The following is an 18,264-nucleotide window of genomic DNA, read 5'->3' as shown; positions in this document are numbered from 1 at the left end:
TCGCAAGGTGATCTTGAATTATACTCTATCAAGGATTTGCCTTCCGAAAATAACATCAGCGCAGACGATCTCTCCCCATCTGTGTTCACGTTATGCCCGGAATCGCCTGAGAACATCAATGGATCTTTCACCGGAGCACACGCCAATACCATAACTTGTCCACCACGCCTGACTAAACCAAAGCCATGTCATGAAGGAGCATTCGTTGTGGACTCCGTCAGGACTTCTCCTTTGCAGGCAATCCATTCAGCGACAAGGTTATCCCTTCCCCATGACCTATGCGCTCTTTCACATCTTGAATAGATATACGGTCAAAATAAGCGCTGAGCGCCTCTTCGCCTCCGTTATAGATGTTCCCCATCACATCCTGCATATTGGAAGATACCACGCACGATGAACCGGACTCCCCTGAGCACCAGTTGGGACCGAGTGAACCACCAGCTACCAGTCTGTACAATTCTCCCAGCTTGATCTCTTCACTTGGACGGCTAAGCAAGTACCCACCATGAGCACCTTCCTTGGTCGTCAGGTAACCATGCTTGCGCAGAACACTAAGTACCTTACGGACTCTGGCCGGGTGTGTACCCACACTCTGGGACAAATCTTCACTATTGGCCATACACTCATCTCTCATCGACAGAAAAACAAGACAATGCACCGCTATGGTAAATTCGCTGTTCATAACTTACTCCTTCCCGGCTTACAACACCGATGAACTCCAACCCAAGGTAAGTATAACTGTCATTATATGAATAACAGTTATGTTTGTCAACTTTCACCCAGCATGGAGATCAAACGTGATTTTTCCTGATATACCAATACTTACAGCTCATAAACATAATTAAGCTAGGATTAACATCCCGTCTTCATTTTAATCCAAAAAGAACAAAAAAGTGAGCCTTCCGCTACGCGAAGGGCTCCAATAAGATAGACATATGAAAGGGCTTACGTGATTATTATAATCGGTAATCTTCAATTTGAAAACGCTTTTTTTGTAAAGTGCATCATTATTTTAAATTTTTTTTATTTAAATAAAATGAACAACAGGTATTGCTAAAACTAATCCCATTAGTTATTATACTAATACCATTAGTTTTAAGGAGGGTTTAACGATGCGTATTACCCGAGAATTTGATGTCGTTCAAGTTACATTTTTTCCAAGACTCTTCCCTGTGAACGTATACCTGGTTGAAGAGGAAGATGGATTAACCCTGATTGATGCCGGAATACCATTCAGTCTTAAAGGGATTTTGGCAACTGCCCAGTCCCTTGGGAAGCCCATTACCAAGATCATTCTGACTCACGCGCATAGCGACCATATTGGTGCATTGGATCATCTCACAGAAGCACTGCCTCAAGCCGAGGTCTTCATCTCCAGACGGGATGCCCGTCTATTGGCGGGTGATACTTCCCTTCTCCCCGGTGAGCCACAAACCCCGATACGCGGCGGGGTGCCTAAGCCCAAAGCGGTGCGCACCCAGCCAAACCACTTGCTGGATGACAGTGACCAGATTGGTTCACTGGTCGCCATTGCCTCACCAGGACATACGCCGGGGCATATGTCCTTCATGGATACGCGCAGCCGCGTGCTCATCGCTGGCGACGCGTACCAGCTGCAAGGCGGCCTTGCCGTATCCGGCCGCGTGCGCCCGCTCTTCCCGTTCCCCGCGCTGGCGACGTGGAACCGCGAAGCGGCTCTGGCCAGCGCGAAGCGCCTGGCGGAGCTGGAACCGTCCGTGCTGGCTGTAGGCCACGGACTGATGCTACGCCAGCCCGCGGCCGCCATGCGCGCGTCTACCGCTGATGCACAGCAGCGGTTTGATCTTGCCGGGGGGCAACTATGAGCCCCCGGCAAGGGCTGGATCGCGGCGCTCTGCTCAGCGCCGCGGCCCAGCTTGCTGACAGCGACGGCTTTCAGGCGCTGACACTGGCCGCGTTGGCACAGCGGCTGGATGTGCGCTCGCCATCGCTCTACAACCACATCAGCGGACTTCCCGGGCTTCGCCAGGAAATGGCGCTGATGTCCGTACAACAGCTCAGCCGCGCATTAACCGCGGCTACCGCTGACCGCACAGGCGACGATGCCATTCAGGCCATCGCTGCGGCATACATTGGCTTCGTCCGCGAGCACCCCGGGCTGTATGAAGCCTCATTTCATGCCCCTGATCGCGAAGAGCCACAGCTCGCCGCAGCCAGCACAGCCACGCTGGAGTTGCTGCTGCACAGCTTGCAACCCTACCCACTAACCGAAGCGGAAGCATTACACGCCGTTCGTGGTTTGCGCAGCCTCTGCCATGGATTTGCCTCCATTGAGGCACAAGGCGGCTTCGGCATGAACTTTGATCCGGACGAAAGTCTGCGTCTAACCGTATCCGCCTTCCTGCACGGACTCCGGCATCTTCACCAGGACTAGTATGGCACGTATTGCATCGTGAAAAGGACTGCAGAGGATCTGCAGTCCTTTTTACGTTACCCTTCCACACATTGCTCACTGACTAACTGAAATCTAACGAACTCCACACGTCCTATTTCGCAGAAAACTGGCAGCGGGACAGGAATAATGAGTATATTCCGTCATTTAACGTGTCTGTGATTCGTTATATTTACCAACCTACCAAATTAGGCCAAATAAGAGGTGCTGAGTTCGTTAGAATTTGCTACGTACAGTGCTTCAGATCACCTTGTCATAGACACTCGTCCACTCATCATAGCGGCACACGTCCAGACTCACATTGTGTTATGGACTCTAAATACGGAGTGTTCATGCTCCAAATTGCATTGATTATGCGGGTACCCTGTCTCTCAACCACACTTTTGCCGCTCACAACGACGCACTTCTCTATTATGTACATCTCCCGTTCCTCTCGAAAGGTGGAATGGACTTTAGCTTCCCTCTTTCCATCGAAAAGTTCTCGATAGCCTATCTATGGCCATTGCTGCCGTCCATCCTGCACTTCATTTAAAATATGCTTCATCACGGGCACGTACACCTTCCAGTAGAACATGTCCGGAATATCTTTCTGATCGGGCGTAAGCTTGGACCGGACGACCTCCCATCCTTTGATTCGGCGCCAGAAAGAATAATGCTTCATCTCTCCGAAGGACCCTGCCATGTAATAGGACCGATTATAGTCGTCATATCGGACAAGTGCAGCAAATTCCGCGGGAATTCCTGCACCCACCAGCTTCTGCTCGCCTTCCTTCGTCAAATCCGTCTTATACCAAGCCAATATGGAATCCTGCTGTTGCGGCAAAATGATATCGAACCAGCCATTGTAATGTATATCCTGGGTTATACCGCTCCAATCGCTGCCTTCCGGTGTAAATGCAACTTGTACATTTCCTGTCTTCACATCCGGACCTTTCTCCAGTACCATGACTTGTCCATCCATATGTATCAGCAGCATACCCGCTCCGGAATATGACCATTTCTTCTTCTCCCGCTGCTCATAATTCGCCCGAACCCACCGGGGGACTTCTTCTATACTTTGCAGATTAGATACCGATTTACCTTGCCATCCAGTGCTGTTCACTCCCAAGATGGGATACAGCTGCTCCTTGGTCATCTTCGAAGCCGTATTCGCCAATGCACTGTATTCGGCGACAATCGTTACCCCTTTATACGCAGCCTCGCGAATCTTCTGCGCATCATATATCGTTAATCCTTCATATATTCCGTCTTGTTTCCGTTCATTCTTGTGTGCAGACAGACTGCTCCGATTTGCCGTCAGATAGATCAGATCCGTGTCTGTCACCTCATCAGGCAGAAGTTGTTTCATTCGTGGAAGCCCGTCCTGAAGATCATAGCCGTAATAATCCTCTTCATACGAGTAGTATTCCCCTGTGTGCTGTACAATTTTCTGTTGATTCAAAAGCCAGACCAACCCCTTGTGCCCCTGATAGGACAAGTCCGGTCTGCTCTTGTCAATAATCATGATGTTCAGTGGAACAGGGGCCTGGGATTGCCACATAATCCAGGGGACAACCAGCACCACCGATACCACTGTAAAACAAGCCAGCGTCCACATCGTGGCTGGCCTGTAACTTTTTTTCATGAAGCGTCTTCCTCCTTGCTCTGTTCCAAGGTATTACCAGGATTGCCGTTAGATTACCCCAATCCATTCCTGATCTCCTTCTCCTTTTCCTTCCTCAATCCCATAGCCTGCAAAATGCCAAACATACGGAATATATTGTTCAGCGGTCTGAACCAGAACGTCTCCGAACAAGCATACAATAACAGACGCGTCACTGCTCTGGACGTGTACGCTTTGCGTGAACACCATACTTCGAACATTACCATACCAGCGGACAACAGTGAACCATAGAGCGTCAGCAGCAGAGCGAGAATGATGCATAGGTTGATATCCACCAACTGTAGCCCTATGCCTGCAATGAACAACAAAATCGCTCCCAGTTCCATCACAGGTCCCAACAATTCGATCAGAATAAAATACGGGATGGATACCATCCCCATCCAGCCATAGGCCGGATTGAAGATCATGCTCCGCTGAGTCCATAGACTGCTTGCAAGCTGCATGTGCCAACCGATACGCTGTCTACACAGTTGACGCCATGTACCGGGTACTTCTACCCTGCAGATCGGATCGGGAATATATATAATACGGCCACGTTCCTTGATCCGCTTCATATGTTTCTGTAACCGCATCACCAGTTCCATGTGAGCGACCTGGTCGTCGCGCTTGTAACCCCCAACTTCCAACACCCGGTTCTTTTTGAATACACCGAATACTTGGGCCGTAAATAAAAGCACATTAATATTGTAACGAACAAGTCCCACACCACCAATCAAAAAAGCACGCACGTATTCAATGGTCTGCATTACATGCAACGTACTGTCCGTAAGTCTTGTGCTGTTTTCCGTTAAATCTGTATGAGCCGTATTTCTGGGGGCCATAAGATCTAATCGTCCACTACAAGCAACGACCTCTTCTCCTGGGAGAGCATCCATAACGGGTTTCATAATCTTCACCAATGCATCCCGTTCCAGAAATGTCCGGGGTCCAACAGAGGCGATATAAGGATATTGCGAGATATTTAGACCTGCATTCAAGGAGTCCATTCGTCCTCCATACGCCTTATCGATCACAATCAGACGATGATGCAGCCTGGATTGGTAGACACATTTAATCTGAGCCGTCTCCTGGACGAGTCCCGAGTAATGAACTTTACTCCGAATGGGCATCAGATCATAGGTTGCCATTAACCGCGGCATTGTTGCATCCTCTGATCCATCATTAATGATAATAACTTCATAACGTGCATATTGAATATCCAATAGACAGTTAATTCGCTGTACGATCGTATCCTCGCTATTACGCATCGGGACAAGCAAAGATACCGCCGGAGCCAATTCTTCATCCAACATCTCATGATATTGCAGCGGGTCCAGATCCCTTCTCAGGATCAATGTACGAGCGGCAGCAACTACCAGAACACTGCACATCACAATCGCTAACACCAGATAGATAAATATACCCTCGTAACATGCTAAAACAAAACTCCGCAGCATCTCAATCCATCTTTCGTCCATACTGCATCCTTTCCAGCGTTTCTTCCGCTATCTGCCTTGCATATCTATCCGGATGGTTTACAGCCGTATCCCGAAGTTCGTCAATTCCCTGCTCGTACCGGGCAAGGGAATTCGCAGCTTCCTGTCGGATCTGAAAGGAAGGATCACCCATCATCACCTTCAGTCTAGGAATAAAAGCATCCGCATGAATAGTACCCATAAGCTGGGTCACTGTTAGTCTTTCAGTGCGTTGCCTCTCCTCACCAGATTCGTTCCATACCAGCAATAGCCCCTTCAGCAAATCTTCACGACCTCTGCCCACTTGAGCCAATGCCTGATACGCATTGGTACGCAGCAATGCATCCTCTCCAAGAATGAGCTTCTCCAGTAGAACAACAGCACCCTCCGTCTGGTCATCCCGAATACGAATGGCTTGGACGATATTACACTGGACTTGATAAGATACATCCTTGAAATGATCCTTCAAACGTGTCCAGGATGAATCGGTAAGCAACAGCAGAATCTGCAGAACCTGCGAATCGGACCATACATATTGCTCACGCAACAATTCCTTAACGATTCTGAAATAACCGGTTCTGGCATATATGCGTAAAATGATGAAACGTTCAAGCGGCGTACAGGAAGTAACCCGCAGCATATCCTCTAACCTGGGCAGAAGCTCCACCATATGAAACTGTTCAATATATAACAACGTGTTAACCCGTTCACTCCACTTTCCCGTCTTCAAAACCAATCGGTATGAGCTTCCAAAGACTTGCCAAGATAACAGACGAATTCGCAAAATCTCATGCTCTGCGGGACCTTGAGCGAGCCGTTGCAATAACAATTGCTGCAAAACGATCTGTTGATCTCCACTCATATTCAATAAGTTTACGCCAATTTCTCCCTCGTTCAGGTACCGCTGTAGAAATGAACCTTCTGCAAGTAATTCATGCATCAGTGCCGTCTTAACCTTTTCCCTGCGCCTACTGCTATATTTCATCCATAAGATGTAACCGTAGATAACCAGCAAAAAAGCTAGTACACTTGCACATACAAGGCTGACCACATGTACTAACCAATCTGTATTACCCACAAGCCACCCTCTATGATGTGAGCCGATAAGTATGATATACATCCATTGTTGTCCAATCATTGCATGATTTCCCCTTAATCGAATAAACAGCCTTACAACGGGCACAATAATACAAAATTTTCAAATACACCCTGTGAATACATATCGGGTATATGATACACTAAGCTTTCTATCGGCTTTCTGCGTTTGTGATATAATAGGAACTGAAAATTCCGGCAATTCGTACTGGGTTCCGGATCTCCGGATAACATATTATTCCAGAAAGAGGGAGTTCTACGTGGCTCAAATCAGTCCGTACTACCTGCAAATCGGAGCAACCGTGGGCATGCTCGTCATGGCACTGCTTGCCATCTTCATCCGCATGAAAGCCAGTCACAGACCGGTGACCATTCGCAAAATCCTTATTCCTCCGCTCGGCATGAGCACAGGATTTCTCATGTTTGTTGTACCGGAGACACATGTTCCTCTACTCTGGGCATTCATTGCGTTTCTGGTGGGCTGGTTCCTCTTCTCCTATCCCCTCATTCGCAGTACACGGTTTGAACGAGTAGGTGAAGAAATTTTTGCAACACGTTCTCGCAGCTTTGCTTTTATCTTGCTTGGATTGCTGGCCGTACGCCTGATCCTGCATGAAGTCATTCAGCGATATGTAAGTATTCCGCAAACAGGTGGATTGTTCTTCCTGCTGGCTTTTGGCATGATTGTACGCTGGCGTGTATATATGTACAAACACTACAAAGAAGTGCTGGTCGCCGAACACTAGTCACCCTACATAGACCACGCACAGATTTACAGATAAAAAAGACACGTTCTGCCGCACCCTTGGTGTGCAGAACGTGTCTTTTCGTTTTCAACCTAATTGTACATGTACATCGTTCGATATCTATTCCGGATCTGCAACCTTAACCAACTGCTTGCCCAGATTATCTCCAGAGAAGAGGCCCATAAAAGCTTCAGGCGTCTGTTCAAACCCGTCCACAATGTTTTCTTCATACTGGAGATGACCTTCCTTGATCCATTTCGCCAACTTGGCGCGGCCTTCCTTGAAGGATTTCGTATAGTCACCCAGCAGGAAACCTTTCATTAATGCTGTGTTTGTTAACAGCAACGTCTGTGGTCGCATCCCGATATCCGGCTTCTCCAGATTATAAGACGAGATCTGACCGCATAACGGAATACGTGCATTCCGATTGATGTGGCGCAAGACTGCATCCGAGATGTCCCCGCCCACATTGTCAAAGTAGACGTCTACACCATCTGGGCAAGCCCGTTCAATGGCCGCTGACATATCCTGCTCCTTCTTGTAGTTCAACACCACGTCGAAGCCCAGCTTTTCTTTCAAATAAGCGCATTTCTCATCAGAGCCTGCAATACCAACCACGCGTGCTCCCACAATCTTACCAATCTGACCTGCAATCATGCCTACCGCTCCGGCTGCTCCCGATACAACAACCGTTTCGCCGTCCTTCGGTTTGCCGATGTCCTCCATACCAAAATAAGCCGTCAGACCCGTCAGGCCCAGCGCACCCAGGTAAGCCGTGATTGGTGCTTCTTCGGTATCAATTAGCGAAAGATCGGCCGTGTTCACTGCGGCATATTGCTGCCAGCCCCACATACCGGATACGAGGTCACCTTTGCGCAGATTCGGTTCCGAAGATTCCACAACCTGTCCAATGGCCCCACCCTTAATCACTTCATTTAACGCGTAAGGTGCAGCATAGGATTTTGTGTCTTTCATGCGGCCCCGCATGTATGGATCAACCGACAAATATAATGTACGTACCAGGACTTGCCCAGCTTCCGGTTCAGGAAGAGGTGCATCAATGAAGTTGAAGTTCTCTCTGGAAGGGGCACCTTCGGGACGAGAAGCAAGTACGATCTGTTTATTTAAAGACACCAAAATTACCTCCTTGTTGCCAAGTGGACGCAAGGTTAACCCTTGTCAGCTGAGATCACTTACCACTGGCTCTGTGTTATCACTTCTTAATAGTTTAAACCGAAACAGGCGGTTCACAAACGTGGGCCGCCTTGAAATATGCAAATATCGTCACATTGTAGCTGCTTTTGGCTATTATTGTGCTGTCAAAATCACTGGACCATCCGCCGTAATCGCAATCGTATGTTCATACTGGGCTGATAGACTTCCATCCATAGTACGAGCAGTCCATCCATCTGAATCCAGCTTACTTCGGAACGTACCAATATTCAGCATCGGTTCGATCGTAATAACCATGCCCTCCTTGAGACGCGGACCCCGATGAGGCGGACCGTAATGAGGGACTTGTGGTTCCTCATGCATCTTCTCACCAATACCGTGTCCAATAAACTCACGCACAACCGATAGGCCTTCACCTTCTGCATACACTTGAATCGCATTGGAGATATCTCCGATCCGGTTGCCCACCACGGCAAGTTCGATGCCTTTGTAAAGAGATTTTTTGGTTACATCCAGCAGATGTTGTGCTTCCGGAGTCACTTCACCTACGGCATATGACCAAGCCGAATCCGCCAGCCAGCCATTTAGATTAACCACCATGTCGATGGTAACGATATCGCCGTCTTTCAGTGCATATTTTCCCGGAAACCCGTGACAGATCACATCATTAACCGACGCACATGTCGCATATTGGTATCCGTTATATCCCTTTTGTTCCGGCGTAGCGCCATTTTTCTTCATAAAAGCTTCTGCAAACTGGTCGATCTCCTGTGTCGTAATGCCTGGACGAATCATCTTTGCAATTTCTCTATGGCATGCGGCGAGAATTTCTCCGGCTTTTTTCATATATTCAATCTGTTCTTTGGTCTTTAATGTAATCATAATAACTACTCCTGTCCGTTAAAATCTTATCCTGTCCTCTATTGTAACGCTAAACGCTCAAAATAAAAAATTCCGTGCAATCAGCAACATCCTATTATACGCCAAGCTCCTGTCCAATGAATACAATTATCCATGAAAAAATCGAAACCCCTCCATATCTGACCACGTATATGCTTAAAACAGTTGAAGTCGAAAGGGTGAAAGCTCATGTTCAAGAAGATTATCGGCAAACTTATCGATTCCAAATCCTCATCTCACCGCAAACGTCATAGCTCCTCCGACAGGCGCTCCTATAAACGTCACAGCAGTTCCTCAGGCAAGCGCTCCTACAAGCGCTATTCTTCTTCGGATGTGAAATACCGGGACAGTCGTAGTGGCTCCGGGTATTACAAAAGCAGGAAATATAGCTCCAGCTAAGCGGCTCGCACGACTGCTTTTAAAGAGCAATGATTACACCTGCTTATTAGACGCTACAATAAATGAATATGTAATAAAGGGGTGTTCTATTAGCCGTAAATACGGATAACAGAACACCCCTTTATTGTTTCCATATAGTAAAAAGGAAAAAGACCCCTATAGATATCATACGAAGAGGTCACGGATAACAAATATAGGTCCGCCTATAAAGCTTATTTCATTGTAATTTCAGCAACACCTTCTCAATCTCTGCCTGTAACTCTGTCGCCCCACCCTCATAACTTGGCCGGAGTCCAAGGAGTCGCTCCAGCATCTGGTGCAATTCCGGCGTAAGCTTCAGTTCCTCCTGCCAACTGGCGGGTTCACGGCCCTTCTCTGGCTCATAAGCCGAATACAGCATAAAGAGAAGAAAGTGGCCGATATCCTGCAGATCATGATCCGGTGTAGCCGGTTCATCTTCAGGCTCAGGGACTTCACGCATACGTTGCTTTAGCTCCGGCAACAACGGCTCCCCCAAGCGTCTCGCCAGGCCAAAATCAATCAGATGCACCGTCCCTTCACGTAAAATAACATTGGGAATCCGCACATCTCCATGAATATATCCCTGCTCATGTACATGAGCCACCGGAGCCAGCAGTTGACCTGCCAATTCCAGACATTCCCGCTCCGTATATCGAAGACCTTGCTCAAATATGCAATCTTCCAGCGTCTGTCCACGAATATACTCGGTAACGATATAACTTCGTCTCCCGGATGTGAACACATCCAATAGATCAGGGATTGCCGGATGATGCAGAAGTCTCATCACGTCCGCCTCCCGCTCCAACAGGTGTGCAGAGAGTCTGCCCTTGCTAGGTTTGGACTCCTTCAACGCCACTTCCTTGCCGTTCTGGTCATCTGTACACAGGTATGTCAGCCCATAACTCCCCATACCCAGCAATTCCTGTATTGTATAACGCTCAGCAATGGTCGTGCCTTCTCGCCGAGGACGATCCGTCCATAGTCCGAGCAATCTTTGCCCAATTCGTCGCAGCTCCACAGATCCTCCCACGCCAGCTTCCTGATCCACTCAGTCTTTATCTATACTGAGCAGTTCGTTGCCAGTCTTCATGTTGTATGGAGCTTATTATATCAGGCCGATTATGCAAAATCACGATGAGCAAGAGCCTGTCATTCAAGCTTCCTTATGTTTCTTGGGCAGGAACCCAAACAACATACGCAGGGATACTCCTTTTGGTTTGCGTTTTCTTCCCTGGAAACTGCGCAGATTGGTTACGAGTTCACGATCCCGCTCCTCTTCCAGCTTCTCGTTCATCCATAGACGCTGTTTTTCCATCTGTTCCTGAAGAGCCATATGTGTATCAGCCAGATGCTGAAGCGCCAGCTCCAGTTCATCAACCCGCTGTTGCAGCAATTGTACCCGATCATCCTGCTGTTGTTCTACAGCACCATAAGTCACCTCACTTACCAGTTGCCCCAGACCTTCATAGGATCTCAGATTACCCATTATTTCAGGTTCTTCAGGGAATACGATTGACATTGATGTCGCTGCACATTCCGTCTCTGACAGACCTTCAACTCCCACCACCGGTACATCTACTTCTACTACAGCTACAGGTGCTTCAGGAGCCAATACAGTCACCACAGCATCAGCCAGGGGTAGATTATGCTCTCTGAGTTCAGTCATCAGGCGTTCAATGCACTCAATGTCGTCGGACTTGAATAGTCTGGATTTGTTGGCGGACCGTTCGAACCGGTATCCCTGTTCTTCCAGTGCCGCCGCATATTTACGAAGAGTACTGGCACCTATGCCCAGGCTCTTGGCCGTTTCCGTCGTTGCTCCTGCTTCTTCAATCATCATTAATTCCCTCCCGGAATGAAGTCTTTTGGGAATCAATTTCATATAACTTTAGTGAGTTATGAAATTGATTCTTGGATAAAAACATTATGGCTTCAGCGTTCCTTTATGGAACCGTCATCGGATCGGGGCAACCTGTCTCATGGATCAAGTATGTTTATCTTTTGCTTGTCCGTATGTATTCGTCAACTTCTCGGCAGATCCCTTTGGCGGTTTTGTTCTGTTTCTGCGGATTAATAAGAAGTTTTGTCAGGTATATGATCTGCACAAATAATACCCAATCCGACAACGAGCATGAATGCTGTCATGTCGAATGACACAGGTGCAAACGCCGTCAAATCATATGATTAAGAATTATTCATGTCAATTTTGTTAACTCATTTACTCCAATACGCTCCCGCGATAGCGGATATCATTGCTGTACAGCTTTTCTATGTGTTATCTTATGTAACGTAGAAGTGGATTCCAGCATAAAATAAAGGACTATACTTAACATAGGACGCGTAATTGAAGAATAAATATCAATCTAAATGGGGGCTGAACGGCAGTGTTAGGCAAATCAGGCAAAGTAGCGGTGATCGGGGCGGGTCTTGTCGGTTCGAGTTGTGCGTATTCCATGATTAATCAATCAATTTGCAGGGAAATTATGATGGTGGACCGGACGTATGACCGTGCTGTAGCTCAGGCATTGGATTTTTCCCATTGTATGGACTTCACACATAACCGCACCAAGGTATATGCAGGCACGTACGCCGATTGTGGCAATATGGATGTGATTATCTTAACTGCCGGGGCGAATCCCAAGCCAGGACAGACACGGCTGGATATTCTGGAGGAAGCGGAATCGATTGCCAAAGACATCGTGGTCCCGATCATGAACAGTGGATTTAACGGGATTTTTGTCGTCGCTGCCAATCCGGTTGACATAGTAACTTATATGGTATGGAAGTTATCAGGTCTTCCGCGTGAGCATGTCATCGGCACAGGCACGTCCATTGATTCTTCACGACTCAAAACGCTGCTATCTGAAGTCTTCTCCATCGATCCACGCAGTGTGCATGGTTATGCTCTCGGGGAGCATGGAGAATCCCAGTTCGTAGCCTGGTCCCATGTGACCATCGGTGGCAAACCGATTATGCACATTATGGATCAGCACAAGGAGCGCTTCAAACATCTGGATCTAGACGATATTGCACGCAAAACGAAAGATGCGGGCTGGGAGATCTTCACTCGCAAAGGCTCTACCCAATTCGGGATCGGCAATGCTCTCGCACATATCACTCGTTCCATCCTCAATGACGAACACAAAATCATCGCCGTATCGGCCATTCTGGACGGAGAGTACGACCAGCACAACGTTTGCGTCGGTGTTCCTGCAATCATCGGTGGCAATGGTATTCAAGAGATTATCGAATTGAATCTGGATGCAACGGAACGTGAGAAATTCAATAATTCCTGTGAAATCCTATCAGGTAACATCAATCGTCTGACATTGGTATAAGCCACTCGTATACAACTCCACTTTGTATGCTTCGGCTCAACTTCAAAAGCCTGCCAACGCAAACATGCCAATAATACTCCATGCGAGGAGTCTTATTGGCATGTTTGCGTTTATTATTTTTCACAGCCAGATGAATCAACTTCATAATACCTTCAGCTGCTTTAATCAAGGCTAGATAGAGATCAAAACGGTTCATTTCGTCTATATTTAGTTACATACAGAAATCTATTTTAATGAGTTATGAAATTGATTTGAGTAGTTGTTCAATTCGGTGCAAGTTGAGGTTCGTCCCTTGGTCCCCATTGCTGTAACACCCGCTTCAACTCACTTAGCATGACCGGTTTGCTAATAAAATCACGCATACCAATCTCCAGACAAGCTTCCTTGTCTTCACGTTTGGCATTGCCTGTAACTGCGATGATTGGAGGTATGCGATCCTGTGGAATTAGGCGGTGTAACAGGTCTGTCGCCTTCAATCCATCCATCACAGGCATATGAATATCCATCAGAACAATATCATAAGCATTCTGAGAGATGGCATCAATTGCCTCCACACCATTGGTACATACATCTGCGTGGTATCCGAGCTTCTCCAGATATTCTCGTAAAATCTTCCGGTTTACCGGATGATCCTCCGCCACCAGAATACGCATGGCGACCTTGTCACTCTGACGTGTGCGATCATGATGGAACTGACTTACTGTCTGTTCTGCTGAAGCATCTACACTCGCCGCAGGAACAGCAAACCGGAAGGTTGAGCCTTCCCCTTCTATACTCTCGACACTGATACTGCCTCCCATGATCTCCACGAGTCGCTTGGAGATGACCAGTCCCAGTCCGGTACCACCATACTTCCGGTTAATTACCGGATGCAGTTGAGAGAAGGACTGAAACAACTGATCCAGCTTGTCAGCCGGGATGCCAATTCCCGTATCTTGCACCGCAAAATCAAGAACGCTGTCTTCAGGCTTTCTGCCCTTAATAATATCCACGTTAACATCAATGCTTCCCTGATCTGTGAACTTGAGCGCATTGCCAACCAAGTTCACCAGAATCTGCCGGATACGTATGGCATCACCGACCATGAACTCAGGGATGCTTGGATTGAGACGATATCTGATCTCCAGATGTTTCTCATCTGCACGCGGTTTAAACAGTTCAGCAACCTGTTCCAGCATCTTGCGTAATGCGAATGGTTCATAAGCCAGTGCCATTTTCCCGGATTCCAGCTTACTGAAGTCCAAAATATCATTAAGGATGTTCAGCAAAGCATCGCCGCTGTCTCGAATAATCTCGGCATATTCACGCTGTTCTTCCGATAAATCGGTACCGATCAACAATTCTGTCATCCCCACGATCCCGTTCATCGGTGTCCGGATCTCATGGCTAACCATCGACAGAAATTCTGACTTGGCCTGAGCTGCCAGCTCAGCTGTTTCTTTGGCACGTACAATTTCGCGTTCGCCAGTTACATCATTGAACACAACCACCGCGCCCTGAATCTGTCCCTGTTCAATAATCGGCGTCACCTGATACTGCACCAGAAAGCTGCTGCCATCTTTACGCCAGAACACATCTTCCTTGATTGAACGTCTCTGTCCATCCAACACGGTCATGTGGATCGGACACTCTTCTTGTGGAAAATGACTTCCATCTGCACGGGTGTGATGAATGATGGGATGTGAGTTTTTGCCAATGAATTCTTTCGCCTCATAACCGAACATCGAAGCTGCTGCAGGATTCATAAACATGGTGATTCCATCCGCATCCAAACCATATATCCCTTCCGTAACCGTGTTGAGGATCAACTCATGTTGCTTGCTGAGCTCCTGAATCCGCTCCGTATATTCCTTGCGCTCGGTAATATCGGACACGATCCCATAGACGCCTACCATTTCCTTATCCACAATAATGGGCACATTTGTAACGGACACTTCAATCTTTCGACCTCTTGAATTGACAATTCGGGTCTCATAATATTGCGGTTCGCCTTGTTTCACCATTTCAAAATAATGTTTGCCGTTTTGTACTTCGCATTTATCCAGATTGGATAAAAAAGATTGGCCAATAAGCTTATTGCGCGGAATATCCAGCATTTGCACCAGTTTGCTGTTCACTGCGCTATATTTACCTTCCAGATTCAATGAATACACAGCTGACGGGTTATGTTCGAACAACGATCTGTATCGCTGACGGCTTTCCCGAAGACGTCTGTCCGCATCCTTATGCTGGGTAATATCCCTGCTGATGCTTACAATCTGGACACTCTTGCCACGCTCTCCAGCAACAGGTTTCGCCAATGTCTCCATCCAGATATAATGTCCCTTCTTGTGCAACACACGCATCTTGCAACCATTGCCGATCTTGGAAAGATCCATAGGGTCCGGATAATCTCCCGAATAACAATAATCCTTGAAGGACTTTCCTATGACTTCCTCCGGCTTATAACCCAGTAAGGTGTACACGGAAGGGGAAACGTATAATAACTCGCCATCCGTAGCACAAGTTGTAATCAGATCTTGTGCATGGTCAGCCAGCACCTGATATTTCTCTTGTGCCTCCTTAAGCTCACGTTGCACTTCCAGGATATCGGTAACATCTTTGGCAATGCCATAGATTCCTACAACTTCTTTTCCCTCCGTTATAGGCACATACGTGATCTCTGCCTGTTTCAGGGAACCATCTTTATGATAAAAAGTAATGGGATTACTGACTGAACGTCCAGCCAGTACCTCTTTAATATATTCTTTGCGTGAATTTTCACTGTCCGGAGGACAGATTTCACTCTGATTCATACGAATCAAGTCATCCAGTGTATACCCAGATATCCGCTCTACCGAGGGATTAGCATCAATATAGTTTCCATGGATGTCCATTACATAAATGGCATCCGGGTGGTTAAAAAACAGTGATTGGTAAGAACTTCCCTCAGAAATAATGCGCTTCAGGGTTTCCGTTTTATTAATATCCAAGGCTTACCCCTCTTTTCTCAGCCAATATCTTCATCTAACAGCAGGGATTAATTATCCCTTGCAAAAATGGGCCTACCCTCGAATAACCATGTAAGCCTGCCTAGAAACAGCTTTTTTTATTTTACCAGATTCTCGTCTCATTTTGCTTACAATCTATGATTCAATTCACATGATGTTTGAGGTAATACTTGGAATTTCGATATCACTTAGGAGCGTCTTCAAGAAAAGACAAGTTATACAAGGATCAATGTTAGCCTCTGACAACCTTGAAGTTCAATCCAAGTCAGGTGATTCTGGCGAATGGCTACACGCTTTTCTAAAGAACTCAGGACATCTTATTTGGCGTCCATGTGCCCTTTGTAAATTTTAAGGAAAACCAGACACGTTAATCCCCATAATCTCCTGAGATAAACGCTGCAAACGGTTGTTTCATTGGATATAACATGCCTCAGGTTCCTTAGATTGCTGAGATCACTTCAAATCCTTGAATAAGACTCCTCGGATTCGTTAGGGAGTTGAGAGGATGAACCCGCCCCCCCCGCCTGAAACAAAGTTTCTCAAAGAAAGAGAGATAATCCGCCCTTATGATGCCTCGATATAAAATTTTACGATACATTTTGTATCGTAAAGGCTATAATCTTTAAAAAAAGTTTTTTGACTACGGAGAGGACGGATGAATCATGCTGCCCAACAGAGTTAAAATTGCTTACGGTAAACTAAGAGGTTTAGCCATCTTTGGTAAAATCCAGCCCTCAATGGGCCTACTGCCACGAATCAGGGGTAAGGTTTATCTGAATAAATTGGGTGATTTGCAAGTAGGAAAACGACTTAACATCATAGGCAAACCTTGGGGAACCCAGTTAACTGTGGTCAAAGGTGCACGATTAACCATTGGTGATGACGTCATGATTAATGCAGGTGTGGGGATTGCCGCTAACGTTGAAGTGACCATCGGCAATAACGTCATGATTGGTCCTCGAACAAGCATATTCGACAGTGCCTACCACCGAATTGACTCGCTGGATGACGGGAGCCAGACTGCCAAGCGGATTGTGATTCAGGATAATGCCTGGATTGGTACAGGTGCACTCATTCTGCCGGGAGTGACTATTGGCAGAAATGCAGTCGTGGCAGCAGGAAGCACGGTGACCAAAGATGTACCCGAGAATACACTTGTAGCCGGAGCGCCGGCCAAAATCATTCGGGAACTGACCATTCATGATGGTTGGGTCAGACATTAGAAAAAAATCCCCTCAAGCTCACATACAATAGAACGTTGCATGTTTTGCTTAAAAGAGGATCTTGGTCATAGGATAACTAGGCATATATTTAATTATTCAGATTTCTTTTTTGGCAAAATACATCATGCCGATTCCAATAAAAATAACAGCACTGCCTCCGACGACCGCCAGCATCGTCATCAGTGGCACGTTGTAGGCTCCGAAACCCGCGCCGTCCACGGGTGTCATCAGAATCATCGGTTGTGCCCACGGATAATACGGCCCATACGTCGCCGAGTTTACAATGAGAATATTCGGTATGGTCAGTGCAAAATTCAGTGCGAGTGGTGCGGCAAAGCTACTCCACACCAATGAAACGAACATCTGCAGGGCAGCCAAGGGTACACAGGCCAACAACCCAAGCAGTAGTTTGCCCACCAGGAATCCCCAGGGTATCTCCATCGTAATGCCATGGATCATGCCTGCCAGCAAAATGGATATCAGCAACAACACTTGTGTACCCGCCAGAAGCATGAGTACAATCGTCAGTTTGCCAGCATATACACCTGAACGTGTGAGCGGCAAAACCAGCATCTGCTTCCACCCTCCTCCCGCATGTTCGAAACGGCAGACAAAGGACGTAAACACGCCAGTCAGCATCGGCAAAAGGAGCAATCCGTGTAAGAAGACCATGGTGCCCATCAGTACCTGCCAATTCCCCGATGGAGTGGACAACAGTCCGATGAGCAGTGCAATAAGTGGACTTAACAGAATCAGGAGCCATATGGGTGATTTGCCCATCTTCAACCGCTCAGCAGACAAAATTCGAAAATACGTTGTCGCAAAGCTCAT

16 protein-coding genes are annotated in these 18,264 nt (G+C 47.1%); 6 read left to right on the top strand and 10 right to left on the bottom strand.

The genetic code is table 11. The features are described 5' to 3' along the window. Window positions 1-217: 217 nt before the first annotated feature. Entirely contained in the window at window positions 218-682 is a 465-nt protein-coding gene (locus F0220_RS02755) for an RrF2 family transcriptional regulator (RefSeq protein WP_091018507.1), read from the bottom strand. A 430-nt stretch (window positions 683-1,112) separates the two neighbouring features. Between F0220_RS02755 and F0220_RS02750 the strand changes: the two genes are divergently transcribed. Both F0220_RS02750 and F0220_RS02745 read left to right on the top strand, forming a co-directional pair. After that, window positions 1,113-1,844 (top strand): MBL fold metallo-hydrolase, encoded by a 732-nt coding sequence (locus F0220_RS02750; protein ID WP_105601488.1) that lies wholly within the window; start codon window positions 1,113-1,115, stop codon window positions 1,842-1,844. Next, complete coding sequence (locus tag F0220_RS02745; protein ID WP_091018503.1) at window positions 1,841-2,413, top strand: TetR/AcrR family transcriptional regulator; 573 nt, start codon at window positions 1,841-1,843, stop codon at window positions 2,411-2,413. Before F0220_RS02750 ends, F0220_RS02745 begins: the two co-directional genes overlap by 4 nt. Before the next feature lie 511 nt (window positions 2,414-2,924). Here F0220_RS02745 and F0220_RS02740 read toward each other — a convergent pair. The 3 genes from F0220_RS02740 to F0220_RS02730 are packed head-to-tail and all read right to left on the bottom strand — an operon-like array spanning window position 2,925 to window position 6,686. Then, window positions 2,925-4,055: a hypothetical protein gene (locus F0220_RS02740; protein WP_105601490.1), complete on the bottom strand. Its 1,131-nt coding sequence runs from the start codon at window positions 4,053-4,055 to the stop codon at window positions 2,925-2,927. 53 nt (window positions 4,056-4,108) lie between these two features. Beyond that, window positions 4,109-5,551, bottom strand: a complete 1,443-nt coding sequence (locus F0220_RS02735) for a glycosyltransferase family 2 protein (RefSeq protein ID WP_105601491.1) — start codon at window positions 5,549-5,551, stop codon at window positions 4,109-4,111. Continuing rightward, the gene (locus tag F0220_RS02730) at window positions 5,532-6,686 is read right to left on the bottom strand and encodes a HEAT repeat domain-containing protein (RefSeq protein WP_105601493.1); all 1,155 of its coding nucleotides are present in this window, start codon (window positions 6,684-6,686) and stop codon (window positions 5,532-5,534) included. The genes F0220_RS02735 and F0220_RS02730 overlap by 20 nt, the downstream gene beginning before the upstream one ends. 217 nt (window positions 6,687-6,903) lie before the next feature. Between F0220_RS02730 and F0220_RS02725 the strand changes: the two genes are divergently transcribed. Beyond that, complete coding sequence (locus F0220_RS02725; protein ID WP_176873064.1) at window positions 6,904-7,389, top strand: CcdC family protein; 486 nt, start codon at window positions 6,904-6,906, stop codon at window positions 7,387-7,389. 120 nt (window positions 7,390-7,509) lie between these two features. Here F0220_RS02725 and F0220_RS02720 read toward each other — a convergent pair whose 3' ends face one another. Then, window positions 7,510-8,523, bottom strand: coding sequence for an NADP-dependent oxidoreductase (locus F0220_RS02720; RefSeq protein ID WP_091018496.1), 1,014 nt, complete (start codon window positions 8,521-8,523; stop codon window positions 7,510-7,512). 174 nt (window positions 8,524-8,697) lie between these two features. Continuing rightward, window positions 8,698-9,444, bottom strand: coding sequence for a type I methionyl aminopeptidase (map, locus tag F0220_RS02715; protein ID WP_091018494.1), 747 nt, complete (start codon window positions 9,442-9,444; stop codon window positions 8,698-8,700). A 207-nt stretch (window positions 9,445-9,651) separates the two neighbouring features. Between map and F0220_RS02710 the strand changes: the two genes are divergently transcribed. Beyond that, window positions 9,652-9,861, top strand: coding sequence for a hypothetical protein (locus tag F0220_RS02710; RefSeq protein WP_074093270.1), 210 nt, complete (start codon window positions 9,652-9,654; stop codon window positions 9,859-9,861). 217 nt (window positions 9,862-10,078) lie between these two features. On the opposite strand, the gene F0220_RS02705 is transcribed toward F0220_RS02710, so the two are convergent. Together F0220_RS02705 and F0220_RS02700 are read right to left on the bottom strand one after the other, a co-directional pair. Further along, window positions 10,079-10,930 carry a serine/threonine protein kinase gene (locus F0220_RS02705; RefSeq protein WP_146117112.1) on the bottom strand — a complete coding sequence of 284 codons (852 nt, stop codon included), beginning with the start codon at window positions 10,928-10,930 and terminating at the stop codon, window positions 10,079-10,081. A gap of 105 nt (window positions 10,931-11,035) precedes the next feature. Further along, complete coding sequence (locus F0220_RS02700) at window positions 11,036-11,722, bottom strand: hypothetical protein (protein WP_105601496.1); 687 nt, start codon at window positions 11,720-11,722, stop codon at window positions 11,036-11,038. Window positions 11,723-12,266: 544 nt separating this feature from the next. Here F0220_RS02700 and F0220_RS02695 point away from each other — a divergent pair. Further along, window positions 12,267-13,220, top strand: a complete 954-nt coding sequence (locus tag F0220_RS02695) for an L-lactate dehydrogenase (RefSeq protein WP_091018489.1) — start codon at window positions 12,267-12,269, stop codon at window positions 13,218-13,220. Between the two features lie 263 nt (window positions 13,221-13,483). Here the strand turns inward: F0220_RS02695 and F0220_RS02690 are convergent, their stop codons facing one another. Next, entirely contained in the window at window positions 13,484-16,192 is a 2,709-nt protein-coding gene (locus tag F0220_RS02690) for a PAS domain-containing hybrid sensor histidine kinase/response regulator (RefSeq protein WP_091018487.1), read from the bottom strand. A 680-nt stretch (window positions 16,193-16,872) separates the two neighbouring features. Between F0220_RS02690 and F0220_RS02685 the strand changes: the two genes are divergently transcribed. After that, the gene (locus tag F0220_RS02685) at window positions 16,873-17,433 is read left to right on the top strand and encodes an acyltransferase (protein ID WP_101314919.1); all 561 of its coding nucleotides are present in this window, start codon (window positions 16,873-16,875) and stop codon (window positions 17,431-17,433) included. Window positions 17,434-17,529: 96 nt separating this feature from the next. On the opposite strand, the gene F0220_RS02680 is transcribed toward F0220_RS02685, so the two are convergent. Beyond that, entirely contained in the window at window positions 17,530-18,264 is a 735-nt protein-coding gene (locus F0220_RS02680; protein ID WP_091018485.1) for an ABC transporter permease, read from the bottom strand.

The sequence above is a fragment of the Paenibacillus sp. 37 genome, from assembly GCF_008386395.1.
GTDB classification, from domain to species: Bacteria; Bacillota; Bacilli; order Paenibacillales; family Paenibacillaceae; genus Paenibacillus; species Paenibacillus amylolyticus_B.
Note: the sequence above shows the minus strand (reverse complement) of the source record. Positions and strands in the feature narration are given on the sequence as shown.

Bases quoted from the DNA above. Each gene is read 5' to 3' on its own strand.
- F0220_RS02755 (WP_091018507.1), bottom strand. From the start codon at position 682: ATGAACAGCGAATTTACCATAGCGGTGCATTGTCTTGTTTTTCTGTCG.
- F0220_RS02750 (WP_105601488.1), top strand. From the start codon at position 1,113: ATGCGTATTACCCGAGAATTTGATGTCGTTCAAGTTACATTTTTTCCA.
- F0220_RS02745 (WP_091018503.1), top strand. From the start codon at position 1,841: ATGAGCCCCCGGCAAGGGCTGGATCGCGGCGCTCTGCTCAGCGCCGCG.
- F0220_RS02740 (WP_105601490.1), bottom strand. From the start codon at position 4,055: ATGAAAAAAAGTTACAGGCCAGCCACGATGTGGACGCTGGCTTGTTTT.
- F0220_RS02735 (WP_105601491.1), bottom strand. From the start codon at position 5,551: ATGGACGAAAGATGGATTGAGATGCTGCGGAGTTTTGTTTTAGCATGT.
- F0220_RS02730 (WP_105601493.1), bottom strand. From the start codon at position 6,686: ATGATTGGACAACAATGGATGTATATCATACTTATCGGCTCACATCAT.
- map (WP_091018494.1), bottom strand. From the start codon at position 9,444: ATGATTACATTAAAGACCAAAGAACAGATTGAATATATGAAAAAAGCC.
- F0220_RS02710 (WP_074093270.1), top strand. From the start codon at position 9,652: ATGTTCAAGAAGATTATCGGCAAACTTATCGATTCCAAATCCTCATCT.
- F0220_RS02700 (WP_105601496.1), bottom strand. From the start codon at position 11,722: ATGATGATTGAAGAAGCAGGAGCAACGACGGAAACGGCCAAGAGCCTG.
- F0220_RS02685 (WP_101314919.1), top strand. From the start codon at position 16,873: ATGCTGCCCAACAGAGTTAAAATTGCTTACGGTAAACTAAGAGGTTTA.
- F0220_RS02680 (WP_091018485.1), bottom strand. From the start codon at position 18,264: ATGAGCTTTGCGACAACGTATTTTCGAATTTTGTCTGCTGAGCGGTTG.